General features: G+C 55.6%; 14 protein-coding genes. 7 read left to right on the top strand and 7 right to left on the bottom strand.

Annotated features, from left to right (window positions below):
• The first annotated feature begins 170 nt into the window (after positions 1 to 170).
• From glnA to PG731_RS07930, 4 genes are all read left to right on the top strand, one after another.
• Complete coding sequence (glnA, locus tag PG731_RS07915; protein ID WP_270773236.1) at positions 171 to 1,595, top strand: type I glutamate--ammonia ligase; 1,425 nt, start codon at positions 171 to 173, stop codon at positions 1,593 to 1,595.
• Between the two features lie 193 nt (positions 1,596 to 1,788).
• A complete protein-coding gene (locus PG731_RS07920; RefSeq protein WP_270773217.1) occupies positions 1,789 to 3,606 on the top strand; it encodes an AMP-dependent synthetase/ligase in 1,818 nt (605 codons plus the stop codon).
• Positions 3,603 to 5,522: an AMP-dependent synthetase/ligase gene (locus PG731_RS07925; protein WP_270773218.1), complete on the top strand. Its 1,920-nt coding sequence runs from the start codon at positions 3,603 to 3,605 to the stop codon at positions 5,520 to 5,522. Before PG731_RS07920 ends, PG731_RS07925 begins: the two co-directional genes overlap by 4 nt.
• Positions 5,519 to 6,253: an SDR family oxidoreductase gene (locus tag PG731_RS07930; protein WP_270773219.1), complete on the top strand. Its 735-nt coding sequence runs from the start codon at positions 5,519 to 5,521 to the stop codon at positions 6,251 to 6,253. The genes PG731_RS07925 and PG731_RS07930 overlap by 4 nt, the downstream gene beginning before the upstream one ends.
• A gap of 134 nt (positions 6,254 to 6,387) precedes the next feature.
• On the opposite strand, the gene uvrA is transcribed toward PG731_RS07930, so the two are convergent.
• Positions 6,388 to 9,273: an excinuclease ABC subunit UvrA gene (gene uvrA / locus PG731_RS07935; protein WP_270773220.1), complete on the bottom strand. Its 2,886-nt coding sequence runs from the start codon at positions 9,271 to 9,273 to the stop codon at positions 6,388 to 6,390.
• A gap of 38 nt (positions 9,274 to 9,311) precedes the next feature.
• On the opposite strand from uvrA, the gene PG731_RS07940 reads away from it, so the two are divergent.
• Together PG731_RS07940 and PG731_RS07945 are read left to right on the top strand one after the other, a co-directional pair.
• The gene (locus PG731_RS07940) at positions 9,312 to 9,674 is read left to right on the top strand and encodes a YciI family protein (protein WP_270773222.1); all 363 of its coding nucleotides are present in this window, start codon (positions 9,312 to 9,314) and stop codon (positions 9,672 to 9,674) included.
• A gap of 67 nt (positions 9,675 to 9,741) precedes the next feature.
• The gene (locus tag PG731_RS07945) at positions 9,742 to 10,023 is read left to right on the top strand and encodes a YciI family protein (RefSeq protein ID WP_270773223.1); all 282 of its coding nucleotides are present in this window, start codon (positions 9,742 to 9,744) and stop codon (positions 10,021 to 10,023) included.
• A gap of 85 nt (positions 10,024 to 10,108) precedes the next feature.
• Here PG731_RS07945 and PG731_RS07950 read toward each other — a convergent pair whose 3' ends face one another.
• The 6 genes from PG731_RS07950 to polA all read right to left on the bottom strand — a co-directional run bounded on the left by PG731_RS07950 (position 10,109) and on the right by polA (position 21,332).
• Positions 10,109 to 12,514: an HAD-IC family P-type ATPase gene (locus PG731_RS07950; RefSeq protein ID WP_270773225.1), complete on the bottom strand. Its 2,406-nt coding sequence runs from the start codon at positions 12,512 to 12,514 to the stop codon at positions 10,109 to 10,111.
• A 66-nt stretch (positions 12,515 to 12,580) separates the two neighbouring features.
• A complete protein-coding gene (locus PG731_RS07955; RefSeq protein WP_270773227.1) occupies positions 12,581 to 13,630 on the bottom strand; it encodes a TerC/Alx family metal homeostasis membrane protein in 1,050 nt (349 codons plus the stop codon).
• 234 nt (positions 13,631 to 13,864) lie between these two features.
• Entirely contained in the window at positions 13,865 to 15,934 is a 2,070-nt protein-coding gene (gene uvrB / locus PG731_RS07960) for an excinuclease ABC subunit UvrB (RefSeq protein WP_270773229.1), read from the bottom strand.
• Positions 15,935 to 16,010: 76 nt separating this feature from the next.
• Complete coding sequence (gene coaE, locus PG731_RS07965; protein WP_270773230.1) at positions 16,011 to 16,697, bottom strand: dephospho-CoA kinase; 687 nt, start codon at positions 16,695 to 16,697, stop codon at positions 16,011 to 16,013.
• 286 nt (positions 16,698 to 16,983) lie between these two features.
• Complete coding sequence (rpsA, locus tag PG731_RS07970) at positions 16,984 to 18,429, bottom strand: 30S ribosomal protein S1 (RefSeq protein ID WP_270773231.1); 1,446 nt, start codon at positions 18,427 to 18,429, stop codon at positions 16,984 to 16,986.
• Positions 18,430 to 18,623: 194 nt separating this feature from the next.
• Positions 18,624 to 21,332, bottom strand: a complete 2,709-nt coding sequence (gene polA, locus PG731_RS07975; RefSeq protein WP_270773233.1) for a DNA polymerase I — start codon at positions 21,330 to 21,332, stop codon at positions 18,624 to 18,626.
• An 18-nt stretch (positions 21,333 to 21,350) separates the two neighbouring features.
• On the opposite strand from polA, the gene PG731_RS07980 reads away from it, so the two are divergent.
• A complete protein-coding gene (locus PG731_RS07980) occupies positions 21,351 to 21,809 on the top strand; it encodes a PaaI family thioesterase (RefSeq protein WP_270773234.1) in 459 nt (152 codons plus the stop codon).
• Positions 21,810 to 21,857: the final 48 nt, after the last annotated feature.

Here is a 21,857-nt window from a genome sequence, read left to right on the forward strand (position 1 = left end):
GCTCATCTTGGCGAATTCACGCCACAACAGGACAAATGCGCCACATTTCGGACAATTTTTTTCGCGCACGAAACGTCATGTAATACCATCTATTTAGCAGTTGTTTGGCAAAGTTTTTACCAAACGCCTTGGCATCAACGCATTAATAACGTGCGATGGAAGGACACCTTATGTTCACCACCTCCGAAGAGGCTGCTTCGTTTATTACTGAACAGGACATTGAATTTGTTGATGTTCGCTTCTGCGACGTTCCCGGCGTCCAGCAGCACTTCACAATTCCCGCGCAGGAGTTCGTTGACGATGCCCTTGAGAATGGTTTGATGTTCGACGGATCATCCGTGCGCGGTTTCACTGCTATTCACGAGTCCGACATGAAACTCATCCCCGACATCACGTCAGCATTCGTCGACCCTTTCCGCGTCGCCAAGACTCTCGTCATCAATTTCTCGATCGTTGACCCCTTCACCGACGAGCCCTTCTCTCGCGATCCTCGTCAGGTTGCAGCCAAGGCTGAGGCCTACCTACGTTCCACCGGTATCGCTGACGAATGCTTCATCGGCGCCGAAGCTGAGTTCTACCTCTTCGACGATGTCCGTTACGAGGTCAAGCCGAACTCAACGTTCTTCAAGGTTGACTCCCCCGAAGCATGGTGGAACACAGGCCGGCAAGAAGAAGGTGGCAACCGTGGATACAAAGTTCGCGTTAAGGGGGGCTACTTCCCTGTTTCACCCCAGGACCAGTACGCGGATGTCCGTGATGAAATGGTTCGCAACCTTGCCGCAGTCGGCCTGAAGATTGAGCGCGCTCACCACGAGGTTGGTTCCGGTGGTCAGCAGGAAATCAACTACCGTTTCGCAACCCTGCAAAAGGCTGCAGACGACATGATGAAGTTCAAGTACGTCATCAAGAACACCGCTCTTGACTTCGACCACACGGCAACCTTCATGCCGAAGCCACTGTTCGGTGACAACGGTTCGGGTATGCACACCCACCTTTCGCTCTGGAAGAACGGCGAGCCGCTGTTCTACGACGAACGAGGCTACGGTTCACTCTCCGACACTGCTCGTTGGTTCATCGGAGGTCTGCTTGAACACGCTCCGGCCTTGCTTGCTTTCACGAACCCGTCGGTCAACTCTTTCCGTCGCTTGGTTCCCGGCTTCGAAGCCCCGATTAACCTAGTGTACTCGGCGCGTAACCGCTCGGCATGTATCCGCATTCCTGTTACGGGTACGTCCCCGAAGGCGAAGCGCGTCGAATACCGTGTCCCGGACCCGTCGGCCAATCCGTACCTGTCCTTCGCGGCCTGCCTGATGGCCGGCATCGACGGCATCAAGCGTCGTATTGAGCCTGCTGCTCCAATCGATAAGGATCTCTACGAGCTTCCACCGGCTGAGTACCAGGACATCATGAAGCTCCCGAGCTCGCTCGAAGCAGCTCTTGAGGCTCTGAGCAACGACCATGAGTTCCTCACTGAAGGCGACGTCTTCACCCAGGACCTCATCGACACATGGCTCGACTACAAGGAGACGAACGAGGTCGCTCCTATGCGCGTGTACCCACACCCCTACGAGTATCAGATGTACTTCGATCTCTGAGCCGATTGCTTAAGTGAGGCCCCGCTCATCCGTTTTCGGATCGGCGGGGCCTTGTGTCATACACACCACCGCGTGAATCGTGAGCAATCAAACGCCGTCCAAAACCGGAGGGTCGCACACTACTTGAAGGAGATGTAGGTAGGCTCAAGTTAATAAAAGAATTGAAATAAGTTTGCGACCACGGGAGGAATCCATGAAAAAGCTACGCGACGGCTCATTCACAGTGAAACCAAAATTCAAGGTTGGGGCACACGAATCAGTACCCTCACTCTTGATTGCGCGTGCTAAGAAGTACCCCAAACAGGTCGCCGTCGAACAGCGCACTCCCGTTGGGCTCCCCCAACCGGTGACCGCCGAAGAGCTTCTTGCTCAAGTCAACGATGTGGCTCGTGGCTTGATCGGTCAGGGTATTCACCCCGGCGATGCCGTCGCAATTCTTTCATCAACCTCGTATGAGTGGATGCTACTGGACTACGCCATCCTGTCTATCGGAGCTATCACCGTTCCCATTTACGAATCAGACTCTGCTGCTCAAATCGAACATATCCTGACCGACGCGAAGGTTGTTCAGGTATTCACCCAGACCCGCCAGCAGGCGGAACTTGTGGAAAGTGTCCGTACTCCCAGCGTTCGCTTCATTGATTCCATTGACCGTGGCGCCATGCGCAATATCGCTACAGCTGCGCTCGGCATCGAGGCTTCAGAAGTTGAAGCACGCCGTATCAGAATCAAGAGCAGTGATCTGGCAACCATCATTTACACGTCGGGAACAACCGGCATGCCGAAAGGTGTCTGCCTGACTCACGCCAACTTTGTCGGCACAGCTTACGCAACTCGACAGGTACTCGGATCGGTCATTGACTCCCCCGACACCCGCCTGCTTCTGTTCCTCCCCGTGGCACACGTACTCGCTCGCTTCGTCATGCACGTAGTGATCTCCGGTCAAGGAACACTGGGATTCTCCCCCGACATTAAGAACTTGCTTCCCGACATTGCTTCATTCAAGCCGTCCGTGTTGCTGGTTGTCCCGCGCGTCTTGGAGAAGGTCTACAACTCCGCAGCGGCGAAGGCCGGTAAGGGGATTAAAGGCAAGATCTTCTCATGGTCTGCCAAGCAGGCAAGGTCGTGGGCAACTTCGAAAGAAAAGACGCTTGGCCCATCGCCGTTGAAGCGTGTGCGCCACTCGGTTGCTGACACTCTGGTTCTGAAGAAGATTCGCGAGGTCCTGGGCCCGAACATGAAGTACATCGTGTCCGGCGGAGCCCCGCTTGCATCGGATCTTGCGCAGTTCTTCAGTGGCCTCGGTCTGAAGGTGCTGCAGGGCTACGGTCTTTCTGAAACGACTGGTCCCGCATGTGTCCAGCTGCTGAATAACCACCCGTCTGGTTATGTCGGTCCCGTTCTGCCTGGTAACTACGTCAAGATCGCTGATGACGGCGAGATTCTTCTGAAAGGCGTTTCGGTGATGTCGGGGTACTACAACCTCCCCGATGCGACCGCGGACTCTTTTATTGACGGATGGTTCCGTACAGGTGACCTTGGCGCCGTGGATAAGAACCTCGGAGTATCAATCACCGGCCGTAAGAAGGAATTGATCGTCACCGCCGGTGGAAAGAATGTTTCGCCCGAGGTCCTCGAAGAACAGCTGATCACCCACCCGCTGATCGCAAATATTGTTGTCGTCGGCGATGCTCGCCCCTACATTGGCGCGCTGATTACCCTCGATTCCGATATGTTGCCCACATGGCTGAAGAACCATGGCCTCCCGGTTGTGGACGCTGCACAGGCTGCGGATATGCCAGAAGTACGCGATTCCTTGGAGAAAGCAGTCACGCGTGCAAACAAAAGGGTGTCGCGCGCAGAGTCCATTCGGCGGTTGAGGATCATCGATCAGACGTTTACGGTGGAAAATGGATATATGACTCCGTCGCTGAAGCTTCGTCGCCGCGCTGTGCTCAAAGACTTCGCTCACGAGGTCGACGCACTCTACGCCGAAGGGCAAAAGAAATGACATTGATCCACCTTGACGCATCAACATGGGATAATCCTGCTACTCGCGTAGCCGATCCTGACTGGAACCTGCCCAAGATGATCCGACAGCGCGCAATTGACCACCCGAATCAGGTGGCGATTGAACGCCGAAACGGCGTTGGTCAGTGGCGTCCGATGACGATCAATGAGTTCGTTCGTCGTATCGACGATACGGCACGTGGCATGATCGGCCTTGGCCTGCAACCTGGCGCGCATCTTGCCATTCTTGCCCCCACGTCATTCGAATGGGCGCTCATTGACCTCGCAGCGCTCAGCTGTGGCGCAGTCACAGTTCCGATCTATGAAACGGATTCTGCAGCACAGATCGAACACATCCTTGTCGACTCTGAAGTGACGATCGTTGTCACAGCAACAACGCAGCAGGCAGACCTTGTCCGTTCGGTTGCACGCGATAACGTGACCATTATGTCGCTCGATAAAGGCGCCGAGCGCACAATTCTTGCTGCCGCTAAAGGCGTGACGTCCGAACAGGTCAACGAACGCCTTGAGCTGCGTAAACTTCACGACGTTGCAACGATCATCTACACCTCGGGGACAACGGGTCGCCCAAAGGGCATTGAGCTGACGCACGGAAACTTCATTTCCTCTGCCATTCAGGCCTACGACTTCCTCCCGGACCTCATCAATTCTCCAAAGTCGCGCTCACTGCTCTTCCTGCCCGTCGCTCACTCTCTGGCACGCTTCGTCATGTACGCATTGCTTGGCGGTCAGGGACGCGTCGCGTTCGTTCCGGATATGCGTAACCTGCTGACGGACATTTCGACCTTCAAGCCCACAATGCTCCTTGTTGTGCCTCGTGTTCTGGAGAAGGTATACAACGCTGCAACCGCGAAGGCCGGTGGCGGTATCAAGGGCTCGCTTTTCTCATGGGCAGCAAACCAGGCGAAGCAACTGTCGCATGCGACCGCATACGCGAAGGCTCCTGAAATCGAACGCTCCTCGGCCGTAGGCGCTCCGACCAGCCACACAACTCAGATTCCTTCAGCGTCTGCTGCCCCTTCTCCCGGTCCTTCCTTTGCATTGAAGTCTCGCCTACGTGTTGCCGATGCTCTGGCTCTGCGCAAGGTAAAGTCAGTGCTTGGCCCGAACCTCCACACGATCATTTGCGGTGGCGCTCCCCTGGCAGCTGACCTTGCTCATTTCTACCGTGGCCTTGGTATTACCCTTCTGCAGGGCTATGGTCTGTCGGAGACAACTGGGCCGATTGCCGTCGAATGGCCCTCGGACTTCCCGCCCGATTCGGTGGGCTTCCCCTGGCCGGGTAACACGATTCGTATCGATGAAGACGGCGAGATCCTGATGAAGGGTGTCAGCGTCATGAAGGGCTATCACAATCTGCCGGAGGAAACTCAAGCCTCCTTTGTTGATGGCTGGTTCAAGTCCGGTGATTTGGGTGCTATCGACGAAACGGGCCACCTGCGTATTACGGGTCGCAAGAAAGAATTGATTGTCACCGCGGGTGGCAAGAACGTTTCGCCCGAGGTTTTGGAAGATTCCTTGCAAACACACCCGTTGATTTCGAGCGTGGTTGTTGTCGGTGATGCTCGCCCGTACATTGGAGCGCTCATCACCTTGGATGCTGAAATGCTTCCGATGTGGCTCGCATCGAAGGGACAGGATGTTGTAGATACGGCATCTGCTGCGAACCTTCCGGTCGTGCGTAAATCGCTCGAAAAGGCGATTGCTCGAGCGAATGAAAAGGTGTCGCGCGCGGAATCGATTCGCCGATACCGCATCATCAACGCCGAATTCACGGTCGAGAACGGCTACATGACCCCCTCCCAGAAGCTGAAGCGCAACGTCGTCCTGCGCGACTTTGCCCACGAGGTCGATGCACTCTATTCCGACACAACTCAGAATGGAGACGCGCGATGACCGCTACAGTATCGTCCGATCGCCCAGTCGCTCTGATCACCGGTGCCACTCGTGGCCTCGGACATGCGATTGCCGTTGAACTGGCGAAGACGCACCACGTCATCGTTGGCGGACGATCAGCCGAAGCAGTAGGTCGCGTGGTCGACGAGTTGGGTGATGCTTCAGCCTTTGTCGCCGATCTGACGAATGAGGACGAGGCCGCCCAAGCTCTTTCGGACGTGTTGGCCACAGTGGGGCGTCTCAATGTCCTCGTCAACAATGCTGGTGTTGGCAAAAAGGCAACGCTTGATGACACGACTCGCGACGATTGGCGCTGGGTCTTGGAAACCAACGTCATTGCTGTCGCTGACGTGACACGGATGTGTCTGCCGAAGCTACGCGAGAGTTTCGGCACGGTCGTTGTCATCAACTCCGGTGCTGGTGTGCGCGTCTATCCCTCTGACGCTGCGTACACGGTCTCGAAGTGGGCGTTGCGCTCTTTCACCGATTGTCTGCGTGAAGCTGAACGTGGCCGGGTTCGCGTTGTCGCTATTCACCCTGGACGTATCGATACTGATATGCAGGTCGCTATGCAGGCTCAGGCTGGCAAGACCTACAACCCTGATGATCACATGCGTGCTTTTGATGTTGCGAAGACTGTGCGTCTTGCCGTCGATATGCCAGCCTCGACGAACATTGACGAGCTACACATTCGAACGACCGAAGCGAAGAAGACCAACCCGTCTATCTGAGTTTCTTCGCTATGAAACCACTGTTACTGCCCGAACTTGAACGGACAAAGGGGGCGCGATCATGACTGATCAGCGACCCCCTTTTCGTTATGCTCCCCTACTCGTAGGTTAAAGGAGTAGGAGAAGTCTCGTCCTTATTTCTTCTGGGCGGAGGCCTTCTTCTTCGCGACAGACTCATTCTTCGCACTCGCGAGAATATCTGCCAGGAACTCCCCGGTAAACGACCCCTTCACCTTCGCAACTTCTTCTGGTGTTCCTTCAGCAATGACGCGACCACCACCGGAACCACCTTCGGGGCCCATATCAATGATCCAATCAGCGCACTTAATGACGTCCAGGTTGTGCTCAATGACGATGACCGTATTGCCTTTGTCAACCAGCGATTGCAAAACCAGCAGAAGTTTACGAATATCCTCGGAATGTAAGCCGGTCGTCGGCTCGTCCAGCACATAGATCGTTCGTCCAGTCGAACGACGCTGCAGTTCGGACGCGAGCTTCACACGCTGTGCTTCGCCACCCGACAGTGTTGTTGCCGCCTGCCCCAATCGCACGTAACCCAGGCCAACCTCGACAAGGGTATTGAGATGTCGCGCAATCCTGGAGATCGGCGCGAAAAACTCCGCCGCTTCAGACACCGGCATATTCAGAACGTCTGCGACTGACTTCCCCTTGTAAAGAATCTCCAAGGTTTCACGGTTGTACCGTGCACCATGGCAAACTCCGCAGGGAACGTACACGTCAGGCAGGAAGTTCATTTCGATCTTCAGAGTGCCGTCGCCCTTGCAGGATTCACAGCGTCCGCCCTTCACATTGAAGGAGAAACGGCCCGGACCGTAGCCTCGTACCTTCGCTTCCTGTGTTTCCGCGAACAGCTTACGAATCGCATCCCACACGCCCGTATACGTCGCAGGGTTCGAACGTGGCGTACGACCGATCGGCGACTGATCAACGTGGACAACCTTATCGAGATGCTCGAGGCCACTCATTGAACGGTAACGACCTGACACAAGGCGCGCACCGTTCAAACGCGATGCCAGCGTGCGGTACAGAATCGAATTCACCAGCGTGGACTTTCCCGAACCGGACACGCCCGTCACAGCGGTAAAGGTGCCGAGAGGGAACGAAACTGTCACGTCGTTGAGATTATGCTCGCGTGCACCCTTGACCGTCAGCATGCGCTCGGGATCAACCGGGCGACGAGTAGCTGGCACTCCGATGGAACGACGGCCCGACAGGTAGTCGCCAGTCAGTGATTTCTTGTTGTTCTTCAAGTCTTCCAGAGTGCCGGAGTGGACAATCCAACCACCCGTTTCACCGGCACCCGGACCGATATCGACGATCCAGTCAGCGGCTTCCATCGTTTCTTCATCGTGCTCGACAATAATCAGCGTATTGCCAAGGTCGCGAAGACGCTTCAAGGTATCGATGAGCTTGCGATTGTCACGCTGGTGCAGACCGATCGACGGTTCGTCGAGCACATACAGGACGCCAACCAAACCGGAGCCAATCTGCGTGGCTAGACGAATACGCTGCGCTTCGCCGCCCGACAGTGTTCCGGCACCACGTGACAGCGTCAGATAGGTCAGGCCAACATCGACAAGGAAATCGAGGCGAGCACGAATCTCTTGCAGGATTGGCTTGGCAATCGCCTGCGAACGCTGATCCAACTCCAACGCATTGAGGTGTGCGCGGGCATCTGAAATCGACAGGTCAGACAGTTCAGCAATCGATAGATCGCCCACTGTCACCGCAAGAACCTCGGGACGCAGACGAGCCCCCTGACACGTCGGACACGGAACCTCACGCATATAGGCGTTGAGCTTCTCCGACACCCATTCCGATTCGGTTTCCTCGCGCTTGCGCTCAACGTAGGTGACGGCACCTTCGAAGCCTGTCGTGTACGAGCGTTCGCGTCCCCATCTGTTGCGGAACTTGACCTTGACCTCGTAGTCCTTACCAAACAGGATGGCTTCGCGGACGTTGTCGGGCAGGTCCTTCCACGGAGTTGTCATCTCGAATCCGAGTTCACCGGACAAGGACTCCAGCAGGCGCTTGTGGTACTTGAAGTTTGAGTTCCACACGATCACCGCACCGTCGGCCAGCGACAGTTCCTCGTCGGGAACCAGTAGGTCAGGATCAACTTCAAGCTTCGACCCAATACCCGTACAGTCTGGGCAGGCGCCGTAGGGAGCGTTAAAAGAGAATGTACGAGGTTCGATTTCTTCCAACGCTAGCGGGTGGTCGTTCGGGCACGAACGCTTTTCCGAGTATCGGCGACGACGATCAGGATCGTCCTCGTCCAGGTCGACCATGTCAATAATGACGAGGCCATCGGACAGACGGAGAGCTGTTTCTACCGAATCAGTAAGGCGCTGGCGCATACCGGAACGCACCACGAGCCGGTCAATGACGACCTCGATCGTGTGGCGCAGTTTCTTTTCCAAAACTGGAGCGTTCTCGAGTCTAACCAATTCGCCGTCGATGATCGCACGCGTGTAGCCGGACGTCTTCAGCTCATTGATCAGGTCCTGATATTCACCCTTGCGTCCACGCACGACCGGCGACAGAACCTGGAAACGCGTTCCCTCGTCCATGGAACGCACTCGATCCACAATCTGCTGGGGAGTCTGCGCCTGAATGCGTGCGCCACACTTCGGGCAGTGAGCGATCCCCGCACGCGCGTACAGCAAACGCAGGTAGTCGTGAATCTCAGTAATCGTGCCAACCGTGGAACGCGGGTTGCGCGATGTCGACTTCTGGTCAATCGAGACCGCGGGCGACAGACCCTCGATGAAATCGACGTCGGGTTTGTCCATCTGACCGAGGAACTGGCGCGCGTACGACGACAGAGACTCCACGTATCGACGCTGGCCCTCTGCGAAGATCGTATCGAATGCCAACGATGACTTACCGGAGCCGGAAAGCCCCGTAAAAACAATCATTGTGTCTCGAGGCAACTCGAGGCTGACATCCTTCAAGTTATGCTCGCGAGCACCAGAAATAACTAAAGATTCATGCACCCTCACAGTCTACTCGGCGCCGAGTTCGAATGTCGTACATGTGTTCCATCGTCAAACGGCAGTTTAACTGGCATTATGAGGCAATGAGCCTCTACATGATCGAATACACCTACGACCATTCACTCGAGTCGTTGATCCAGTCATTCAGGCCCGCTCACCGCCAGTTCCTGCGAGACCTGCATTCACGCGGCATTGTGGTGGCTTCCGGCTTCCTGCGTGATAGGGGAGAAAATGATGCGCTGATTATTCTTCGCGCCAATTCGGCTCAGGATGTTTTCAAGATCCTCGCTGACGATCCTTTTGCTCTTCAGGGGTTTGTCGAAACCTGCAAGATTCGCGAATGGGTGCCGACGATCGGCTTCGGGGCCGAAGGGTTCGATATGGAATTCCCCTTTTCGTAAGAGAATTGACGAAGCCTGGCGTGGCGTTTCATATGCAATCACCGCCCGTTGCGCCTACCGTTGAGTCATGGCTTACTTTGCAGTGACTTACGTTTATGACCCTGCCCAATCAACGCTGATGGACGAGGTTCGTCCCAAGCACCGCGCATTCTTAACGCAGTTGAAGGACGACGGATTTAACGTGGCCTCGGGCCCCGTTACCGGCGATCATCCGACGGCTCTGCTGATTTTCGAAGCTGAGAACGCTGATAAGGTCGCGTCGCTTCTTGATGAGGATCCGTTCAAGAAGGCCGGTGTCATTCTTGAGCGCATCATCGGCGAGTGGAATCCGGTGATTAACCGCTTCTGATTGTTCAGTGCGGTGTGGGAGAACGCTTTGGCGTTCTCCCACACGTGCATGTACGGCATCTGTTCAAGCTTGTGCCGGGTCAGAATTATGCGGTGTCAGGGGCGCCGATGGCCTCTGCATGAGCGTGTTTACGCTTGTGGTACAGGCGGTGGCTGGCTTCAATCAAAAGTCCGGCACCGATTCCTGCCACCCCGATCACAAGCCAATGTTCGTGCGTTGGCCAGCTGAGCGCTAAGAAGGTGCGGATGACGGGAATGAAGACCCCAAGGAAAGCTCCGAGTGCCATGAGGAACAGGAGTCCACCACGCCAGCCTAAGAGCGGACGAGCGGTGACCGAGACTAGCCAGAGCGCGCCGACAATCAGCGAAAGCGTGGCAATGGTCCTCGCGTAGTCATCTCCAGGGCCCACGATTGCGTAGCTACCAAGCGCTGCCAGAGTCAAGGCAATTCCTGCGGGCACCGCTAAGGCAAGTGTTCGGTGCAGGAACCCAGGCACGTAACGCCTAGCATTCGGTGCGAGAGCAAGGAAGAATGCGGGGATGCCGATCGTCAGTGCATCGATGTAGGTGAAGTGACGTGGAAGGAACGGGTATTCCCACGCCATCAGAGCACACGTCACAACGATCAACGCCGCGTAAACGGTTTTGGCAAGGAAGAGAGCACAGACGCGTTCCATATTCGCAATGATGCGTCGTCCTTCACCCATCACTCCTGGTAGTACAGCAAACTTCGAATCAATCAAGACGATCTGCGCAACAGCCTTCGTTGCCTGGGACCCGTTGCCCATCGCGATTCCAAGGTCGGAATCTTTCAGAGCAAGGGCATCGTTCACTCCGTCGCCTGTCATTGCGACCGTGTGCCCATGAGCCTGCAGTGCCTGGACCATCGCGCGCTTCTGCTCCGGCGTCACACGCCCGAACACATCCGTTTTCTCAACGATCTGGCCGAACTCATCTGACAAAGTATCTACGGGGAGAGATCGCGCATCCATGATGGCCAAAGGCTTCCCGTCGGAACGACTCAAACCCGCTTGGCGTGCCAGAGCGCCAACAGTCACCGGATTATCACCCGAAATCACTCGAACGCGGACGTCTTGGCGAGCAAAATATGTCAACGTATCGGCTACGTCTATACGCAAGTCTTCTTCCAAGACAATGATGCCCACAACGCGTCGTGCGTCTGGAAGCAGGTAGTCACCGGAAGAAACGTCGAGTGCCGTTGCCTCGTCGCACTCGTGGCTACAAGCCAGAGCAACAACGCGCAAACCTTCCGACGAATACTCGTCGATGAGCTGATCAAACTCCCCGGATTCTTGCGAAGAACGAAGAATCTCCGGAGCCCCCAAATACCAGCTACCACTAGTAGTGCTACACGCTGACCACTTGCGAGCTGATGAGAACGGAATCGCCCAATTCACCTGGCCTAGATCCGCGTCGGAACAATAGTCGTCAATCGCCTGCGCTGTTGCATTCGCGCGATTGGCGCTCAGAGCTTTCAAAGCGAGCGTGGCCTTGTCCTCCGAAACATTCGCACCAAGGCGAAGCGTGCGCACCCGAATATGGCCTGTGGTGAGAGTGCCCGTCTTGTCAACGCAGAGGCTGTCGACTCGTGCGAGAACTTCTACCGCAGGCAGTTCTTGGACAAGCACTCCCCTGCGCGCCAACGTCGCCGAACCGATCGCGAAGTTCATTGAAGTCAGCAACACGAGGCCCTGCGGAATCATTCCCACAACGCTCGCGACCGCCAGCACGATCGCTTGGTTCCAGGCCGCATCAGTGCCGGCAATGCGGGTTTGCGACCACATGGTCAGCACAATCACCGGAATGAGTAGCGCGGAAATGACACGCAGAACCTTGTTGATACTCACCTGAATATGCGAAATAGTCCGCGTGTAGATGCGAGCTCGACGAGAAAGATCCTGCGCGTACGTCTTCGCACCCACCGCATGGGTAACCATGATCGCACTACCAGCAACGACCGAGGTTCCTGCAAGAACCTGATCGCCCGCTTTCTTCTTGACGGGTGTTGATTCACCGGTCAGTAGCGCCTCGTCAACCTCTAGGCCTGAGGACTCTTCAACGACGCCATCTGCGCAAATCTGCGTGCCCAATTCAAGGCACATGACATCATCAAGCACAACATCCTTGGCGGGGATCTCTTGAGTTTTGCCACCACGAATAACCAAGGCTGTTGGAGCATCGACGATTGCGAGCGAATCAAGAGTCCGCTTCGCCTTCAATTCCGAAGCAATGCCGATAATCGCGTTGAAAACCAGCACGCCTCCGAAGACAACATCCTGAGGATGCCCGAAGATGAGCACCAGCACCGCAGCACTGATCAGGATCGCGTTAAACAACGTGAAAACATTCTCGCGAATAATCGAAGCAATTGATCGCGAGGTTCTTTGGCGAACATCATTCGTATCACCGCGTGCAACGCGTTCTCTCACCTCAGCGTGCGTCAGACCGGAGAATGTTGAAGAGTGCGTCATTACGTCCTTCAGTGTAGGCGAGGATTTTAAGTCGGACGGGTACGTAAGCCCCATCTGGGCAACGTGTCAGTCAAGAGTACGAGCGGGCTTTTCCTTCTTCAGAGCGTGGGGGTCTAAAGGGGCATCCTTTGATGCCATTGAACGGCTCTTCAGCAACGATGTCACGACCGTAACCACGATGGTCACGATAATGAAGGACAAGGATGGAAGGATTCCGATTTCCGGTGCCCAATGAATGCCTTCGCCTCCGTTAAGGAACACAAGCGTGTTCTCGTGCATCGCGTGGAAAACCAGCTTCATTCCGATAAAGGCAAGTATTGCTGCCAAGCCGTAGTGCAGGTAAACCAGTCTTTCCAGCAGGCGTTCGATCAGGAAGTAGAGCTGACGCAGACCAAGCAGAGCGAACGCGTTCGATGCGAACACCAAATAGGGTTCATGGGTCAGTCCGAAGATTGCCGGAATCGAGTCGAAGGCAAACATCAGGTCAGCGGTGCCCAGCGCAAAGACCACGAGGAGCATCGGCGTCAGATACGTGCGACCACCGTGACGGTGCAGGAACTTGTCACCAATGAAACCGTCGGTCACGGGGAAAACGCGACGCATCAGTTTGACGAAGGAATTCTCGTGGTATTCCTCGTCTTCGTGTTCATCTTCTCCGCCAATACCTTCACGTGCTTGCGAGAACGCGGTCCAGAGTAGCCAGGCGCCAAAGATAAAGAAGACCCACGTGAAGCGTTCAATCAGCGCTGCGCCAACAAGAATGAAGACGAGGCGCAGAACGAGGGCGATGATAATGCCGGACAACAGTGCCTTCTGTTGATAGTTACGAGGCACCCTGAACGACGACATAATGATGATAAAGACGAACAGATTATCGAGTGACAGAGCCTTTTCTGTCAGGAAGCCAGCGTAGTATTCGCCGGCATATTGGCCACCGTAGACGCCCCAAATGATGAGGCCAAAGGCAAGACCAAGAAGAACGTAACCGATCGACCACCAGGTCGATTCTTTAAGAGTCGGAGCGTGCGGTTTACGCACGTGGCCAACGATGTCAACGGTAATGAGGGCAAGAATTGCGACGGCCAGACCAAACCAGCCGAGGGCGTGAACATGCACGGGTGGGAACCTCTCTGAGGTACGAGCAATTATAGTGAGGTCTCTTCCCACCCGATGTTCGGGCTGCTGATCCGAGCGATGCTCGTGTCCAACGCCGTGGTGACGAACCAGCACTTCGTGGGATTACTCCCCTCGCAAACTAGTCTACCCAGATTGCGCTGCGATACTCCGATGAAAAACCGGTATGTGGAGAACCTAACGAGATTACCCCCTGAGCGGACACTTCAGCTCGAACTAGTTAGCTGCCCTCATTTGGCGCAGTTCCTTCTTCAGATCCTGCAATTCATCGCGTAGACGCGCAGCGACCTCGAACTGTAGGTTCTCGGCGGCTACCATCATTTGCTTCGTCAGGTCTTCGATCAGTTCTTCAAGATCTGCTTGCGCTAAACCTGCGAGGCTCCGTGTGTCAGGCTTCGAACGAGCAGATGCTGTTTTTTCCTTACGGTATCCGCCGTCGAGTAGCGTGCGCGTATCAACTTCTTCTCGCATAAGCATGTCGGTGACGTCAGCGATCTTCTTACGCAGTGGCTTCGGGTCGATGCCATGGACGGTGTTGTAGGCAATCTGCTTCTCACGACGACGCTCAGTTTCGTTGATCGCAGCTTGCATAGAAGGAGTGATGTTGTCGGCATACATATGTACTTCGCCCGACACGTTACGTGCTGCACGACCGATCGTCTGGATCAGCGATCGAGTCGAACGCAGGAAGCCCTCCTTGTCCGCATCGAGGATCGAAACAAGGGAAACTTCCGGCAAATCCAGACCTTCACGCAACAGGTTGATGCCGACCAGGACGTCGAAGTCGCCTTGACGCAGTTCTCTAAGCAACTCAACGCGACGCAGGGTATCGATGTCAGAGTGCAGGTACTCGACACGGACGCCACGCTGAGCGAGATACTCGGTCAGGTCTTCGGCCATCTTCTTCGTGAGCGTCGTGACAAGAACACGCTCGTCCTTTTCGACACGCTCGCGGATCTGTTCCAGAAGATCGTCAATCTGTCCCTTCGTGGGCTTGACGATAATCTTTGGATCCACCAGTCCAGTTGGGCGAATCACCTGTTCCACTACCCCATCGCTTCGCTCAAGTTCGTAGTCACCCGGGGTTGCCGACAGGTAGACCGTCTGGCCGATGCGTTCAACAAATTCGTCCCATTTCAACGGTCTGTTATCCATTGCTGAGGGCAGTCGGAAACCATGATCGACCAGGGTACGCTTACGCGACATATCGCCCTCGAACATGGCACCGATCTGCGGAACTGTCACGTGCGATTCGTCGATGATCAGGACAAAGTCATCGGCAAAAAAGTCCATCAGCGTATGGGGCGGAGTGCCGGGGCCTCGTCCATCGATATGACGCGAATAGTTTTCAATGCCCGTGCACGACCCGATTTCTTTAAGCATTTCCAGGTCGTATGTGGTGCGCATGCGCAGACGCTGGGCTTCAAGCAGCTTGCCTTGGGATTCGAACCACGTGAGGCGTTCTGCCAGTTCTTCTTCAATCGAGGCAATGGCGCGCTTCATGCGTTCTTCGCCGGCAACGTAATGGCTGGCTGGGAATAGATAGACGTGATCGACTTCGTTGATAACATCACCGGTCAGGGGATGCAGGACTGCCAGCGAATCAATTTCATCCCCGAACATTTCGATGCGGATCGCCAGCTCCTCGTACACCGGGATGATTTCGATGGTGTCGCCACGAACTCGGAAAGTGCCTCGTGTGAAGGCGACATCATTGCGAACGTACTGCATGTTAACGAAGGCGCGAAGAAGGGTGTCGCGGTCGACGATCATGCCACGTTCCAGCTCAACCATGCGCTCGACGTACTCTTCCGGAGTACCCAAGCCGTAGATGCACGACACGGAGGCAACGACCACCGTGTCACGACGGGTCAGCAGGTTGTTCGTCGCCGAGTGGCGCAGGCGTTCGACCTCGTCGTTGATCGACGAGTCTTTCTCGATGTATGTATCCGTCTGCGGAATATAGGCTTCCGGCTGGTAGTAGTCGTAGTACGACACGAAGTACTCGACAGCGTTATTAGGCAACAGTTCGCGGAATTCAGCGGCAAGCTGGGCGGCAAGCGTTTTATTCGGCTCGATAATGAGCGCCGGTCGCTGAATCTGCTCAATGAGCCACGCGGTCGTTGCGGTTTTACCCGTGCCCGTAGCACCGAGGAGAACAATATCCTGTTCGCCGTCATTCAGGCGCTTGACCAATTCCGCGATTGCAGTCGGCTGGTCGCCCGATGGTGTGTAGTCAGAGACAACCTCAAACGGCGCTTCTTGCCGCACAACTCGTTTGCTCACAGTCCTACCGTAGTCACTTTGCCAGACTCATGCCGATTGGGGACCTATCGTCTGCTCGTGATGTACGAGGCCGGGATCATCTGCCGGTCGGACTGCCAGTTGTGCCCGAGTTTGTCAGCCATTGGGCATGAACTGTCGCAACCAGACGTTGAAGATCCACGAGCGAGCCGGTATTTGTGATCCAAATGTGGCAGATCGCGCGTCGTTCATCACTGTTCGCTTGGGATGCGATTCTTTTCCGGGCCTCGTCAATCGTCATCCCGCGGGCTTGTAGACGGTTCAGGCGCATATCAAGCGGAACATCGACCATAATCACGGCGTCAAACTGGTTGTGCATGTGTTGCTCAGTCAGCAGAGGAACATCGTAAAGAGCAATGTTCCCCGGTTGGGCGGTTGAAAGAATCTGGCGGGAACGCTCAGCAATCAAAGGATGAGTGATTGCTTCCAATGTCTTTCGGGCACTGGCATCAGTGAAGACCTGCTGGGCTAGTGCTCCTCGATTGAGAGTCCCGTCATCATTCAAGATGGCATCACCAAACACTTCTTCGATACGACGAAGACCGACGCTTCCAGGTTCGACAACTTCACGTGCGATGGCATCTGCGTCAGCAACGACCGCGCCAAGACTCGCAAACGCAGTGGCAACAGATGACTTTCCAGAGCCAATTCCACCGCTCAAACCGACGAGCAGTGCGCGATCTGTTGGAATGACGAAAGGACGAAGAAAGTCAGCAGATGCGCCTCCCATGTGAATCTGGGTCATGATGCATTCCTGACGGCTGTTACGATCCGAGCGACTTCATCCTGATCCGTTGCAATCGCAACGCTAGGAAGATCCTCAACGCACAGCTCAATATGAGTCATAGCTTCATTGTCCTATATGAGTCGACGAGCGACTAGCGTCCGCTATTCTTTAACGTTCGCACAGGCTGGAGAATACAGTCATAGGAGAATCAGTCGACGCGTGGTGTGACTAAACGCGTGTGCCCCACGAACACAGTTCGTGGGGCACACGTTCATCACATCAGAGCCGAGGCTCTGTGATCAGTTCAGTTTCCGTTCGTGAGCTTCTCACGCAGAGCTGCGAGAGCCTCATCGGAAGCGAGGGTACCAACGGTCTCCGGCTCGACGGAGGACGAGGAAGAGGTGGCTTCGGGAGCAACCGGAGCTGCTTCGGCGTCTTCTTCCTGTGCCTTGATGACCTGAGCCTTGTGGGCCTGCCAGCGTGCCTGCGCTTCGGCATACTGTGCTTCCCAAGCCTCGCGCTGCGCCTCGTAGCCTTCCATCCATTCCTGGGTTTCCGGATCGAAGCCTTCGGGGTACTTGTAGTTGCCGTCTTCGTCGTACTCAGCGGCCATGCCGTACAGCGAGGGATCAAACTCTTCAGAGGTCGGATCGACGCCTTCGTTTGCCTGCTTGAGCGACAGGGAGATGCGACGACGTTCGAGGTCGATATCGATGACCTTCACGAATGCGTCGTCGCCAACCTTGACGACCTGATCCGGCAGCTCGACGTGACGTTGAGCAAGCTCGGAAATGTGGACGAGACCTTCGATGCCGTCTTCGACGCGGACGAATGCGCCGAAGGGAACAAGTTTCGTGACCTTGCCCGGCACGACCTGGCCGATCGCGTGGGTACGGGCAAATGCCTGCCACGGATCTTCCTGGGTTGCCTTGAGGGACAGGGAGACGCGTTCGCGATCCATGTCGACGTCGAGAACCTCGACGGTGACTTCCTGGCCAACCTCGACGACCTCTGACGGGTGATCGATGTGCTTCCAGGAGAGTTCGGAGACGTGGACGAGGCCGTCGACACCACCGAGGTCGACGAATGCACCGAAGTTAACGATCGAGGAGACGTTACCGGTACGGACCTGGCCTTTGCCAAGAGTGTGGAGGAAGTTCGTGCGAACCTCGGACTGGGTCTGCTCGAGCCATGCGCGACGCGAGAGCACAACGTTGTTGCGGTTCTTGTCGAGCTCGATGATCTTCGCTTCGATCTCGCGACCGATGTACGGTGCGAGGTCGCGAACGCGACGCATTTCAACGAGGGATGCGGGGAGGAAGCCACGAAGGCCGATGTCGAGGATAAGACCACCCTTGACGACCTCGATGACGGTGCCGGTGACAACGCCATCTTCTTCCTTGACCTTTTCGATCTGGCCCCAGGCGCGCTCGTACTGTGCGCGCTTCTTCGACAGGAGCAGACGGCCTTCCTTGTCTTCCTTCTGGAGGACGAGGGCTTCGATCTTGTCGCCAACGGCAACAACATCGTCAGGGTTCACATCGTGCTTGATGGAGAGCTCGCGAGAGAGGATAACGCCCTCAGTCTTGTAGCCGATGTCGAGGAGGACCTCATCGTGGTCGACCTTGACGACAGTGCCCTCGACGATGTCGCCATCGTTGAAGTACTTGATGGTTGCGTCGATGGCGGCAAGCAGATCTTCGGTCGAGCCGATGTCATTAACCGCGACCTGCGGCGTATTGGTGGTCATGTAGTTGTGTCTCCGAAACGGACTGAATAGTAGGTGTACAGAAGTGGCGAATCGGCAATCGCATACACGAGTGCCAAGACACCGCTAGTAAGTCTACCAGTTCGTTAACGCGCTCTTTTCCACTGTTTGGTGGATAAAAACGTGGTTTCGGTCGCGTTTATCCGTTACGGACACACATTTGATCACGCATCCACCTAGTGGGCGGCGGCCATCCAGTTCTCTCCCACTCCCACTGCGACGTCCAAAGGCACCGTCAATTGGACCGGCGAGCTCATCTTGTCGCGGACAAGCTCCTCAGCCTGCTGACGTTCTTCCGGTGCTATTTCAAGGAGCAATTCGTCGTGGATTTGGAGCAGTACGCGTGACTTCATGTCAGCCTGATGCAGAGCGTCGATGACGTTGACCATCGCAATTTTCACGATATCCGCTGCACTCCCCTGAATCGGCGCATTCAAAGCAGCACGTTCGGCCATTTCGCGGCGCTGCCGGTTCGATGAGGTCAGGTCGGGCAGATAGCGCCTACGACCGAACATCGTTTCCGTGTAGCCGTTGATCCGAGCCTCGTCGACGAGCGAATTCAGATAGTCGCCTACCCCCGCGAAGCGTTCGAAATAGCGGTCACGCAACGCGGCTGCTTCGTGGACGGGAATATGCAGCTGTGCGGACAGACCGTATGAGGACAAGCCATATGCGAGACCATATGACGTGGCCTTGATGCGAGAGCGTTGTTCACCCGTCACCTCTTCAACGGGCGTATCGAAAACCATCGCAGCCATCGTCTTGTGCAGGTCCTCGCCGGTAGCGAAAGCTTCGATCAAGCCCTCATCTGCCGACAAATGCGCCATGATGCGCATTTCAATCTGGGAATAGTCGGCGCTCATCAAAGACTCAAAGCCGGGACCAGCAACAAAACCGGAACGGATCTTCAGGCCATCTGGGCTACGAGCCGGAATATTCTGCAGATTCGGGTCCTTGGATGCCAAACGGCCAGTTGTGGTAACAACCTGTGAGAACGTCGAGTGAATGCGCCCATCGGGGTTGGTGGAAGAAATCAACGTGTCCACCATCTGCTTCAATTTGATTCGATCACGGTGCATCAGCAATGAGTCAAGGAATACGAAGCCCGGACCACCCGAATCTCGCGTCTTTTCGCGCAAGCCAGCAAGAGCCTCAGCGTTCGTCGTGTAGCCGGTCTTCGTCTTCTTTGTCTTGGGAAGATCGAGGACCTCGAAAAGAATCCTCTGCAGTTGCTTGGGACTGGAAAGATTCACATCTTCACCAATCACATCAAGAGCAGTCTTGCGGGCCGCATCAACTTCGAATCCCAGTTGCCTCGACTGGGAGCGCAACTCGTCACTATCAACGGCAATACCTGTCGCTTCCATCTTCGCCAAGACCCTAGATACGGGAAGCTCCATCTGTGTCAGCAGGTCCAGTTCACCGTTATCCGCTAAAAGCGCGCTCAAGGTCTTCCACACAAACGGCAGGGAGTAGCAGATACGCGCGCATCGTTGAATACGTTCTTGAATCTCACCGCTGCCGACGATCTCGAAGAGAGCGTCCGTCTTCTTTTCTTCTTCGGGCAACTCAATGTTGAAATAGCGGTTCAAGATTTCTTTGATCTCGACGCTCTTTGAATCGGGGCGTGCGAGATAGGCGGCAAGCTGAACGTCCTTCGAAGGCCACGCCATCGCCCACCCGTGTCCTGCCAAAGCGTGAGACAGAGCTTTGGCATCATGAACGACGTGCGAATCGCTGTGCTTCAGGACCTTCACTAAAGCCTGATCCTGCACCGGAGAGAGCATGGTCGGGTCAATGACAAGGACACGACTTCCTGCGCTCAACGCAAGAAGATCGATGTGTCCATGAGCAGGGATGCCCTCCCCGTCGGCCCAAATCGCATCAATGTGGCCAGCTGAGCGCGCCCAGTCGGAAATGTCAGTGGTATCGGAGGCGACCGACACCGTTAAGGGTGCCGTCCAAAAAGCCGGGTCAGCTTCGTCCCCCGATTTCTCTACTGAGTCATCGCCCACTCTGACCGCAAGCACCTGGTTACGCAGGCGCCCAAACTCCAACGTATCGAACAACGCAAGCAATTCAGTCTTTTGAGTAGCCCCGGGAACAAGATCCCCCAGCTCAACCCCCACGTCCAGATCCGTGAGCAGACGATTCAAACGACGATTACGCGCCACATCACCAGCATGTTCGCGCAGTGCCTCGCCACGCTTACCCTTCACCTGATCAGCATTCGCCATCAGGTTATCGAGGCCATCGAACTCGTTAATCAGCTTCGCCGCTGTCTTCGGTCCAATACCGGGAACACCGGGCAAATTATCAGAGGTCTCACCGACAAGAGCCGCAATTTCCGGGTAACGGAACGGTGGGACACCGTACTTTTCTTCAACAGCAGCGGGCGTCATGCGCTTCAAGTTCTCGGTCGACGCACCCGGATATAGAACCGTCACATTCTCAGTCACCGTCTGGAAAGAATCCCTATCCCCCGACGCGACCAAGACACGCATCCCGGCTTTCTCACCACGGTGAGCAAGGGTGGCCAAAATATCGTCGGCTTCGTAGCCGTCCTTGCGCAGGGAACGAATACCCATCAGGCCCAAAATCTGGCTAATCAGTTCAACCTGGCCTTTAAAGGGTTCCGGCGTCGCATCACGCGTGCCCTTATACTCCGGATACTCCTCGGTGCGGAATGAATGGCGCGACACGTCAAACGCCACTGCAACATGTGTCGGCTTTTCCTCTTGGATCATCTTCACCATCATCTTGATGAAGCCGTACACCGCATTCGTATGTTGCCCCGAATGGGTCACGAAACGGTCAGCCGGAAGAGCATAGAACGCGCGAAAAGCCATCGAATGGCCGTCGATAATCAGCAAAGTGTCACTCACACATGTAACCCTAGAGGTATGCATGGACAAACCGCACGACAAACCACGCCCGATCCTTCCCACGATGGCGGATTCGTGGGCGCACATTGGCCTCATTCCCTGATGGAAGCCATGCGAATGGATGTGTTAGAACATTCGCCCGAAAAAACAGTGATCTCTATGCCCGTCGAAGGAAACACCCAGTCAGCTGGGATTCTTCACGGTGGGGCAAGCGCAGCGCTCGCGGAAACAGCGGCATCATTTGCTTCCCAGATTCACGCTCGTAACGTTCACGGCGCTGATCGCGGGTTCGCGATGGGCACTGAACTGACGATTTCCCACATCTCGTCGGTTTCTACCGGTCGAGTAATCGCGACGGCAACGGCTATTCACCTAGGTGGTTCATCGACGGTCCACCTTGTTGAAATAAAGAACGAGGCCGGGAAGCTGATTTCGTCGGCGCGCGTAACGAACCGGATTATGGCGCGACGAGTTTGATGCTTATAGGCCAAAACGTGTTGGTTTCGGTTTAGTAGGTTTCGTGCC

This window comes from Pauljensenia sp. OF14-1SRA (assembly GCF_027694595.1).
Lineage (GTDB): Bacteria > Actinomycetota > Actinomycetes > Actinomycetales > Actinomycetaceae > Pauljensenia > Pauljensenia turicensis_B.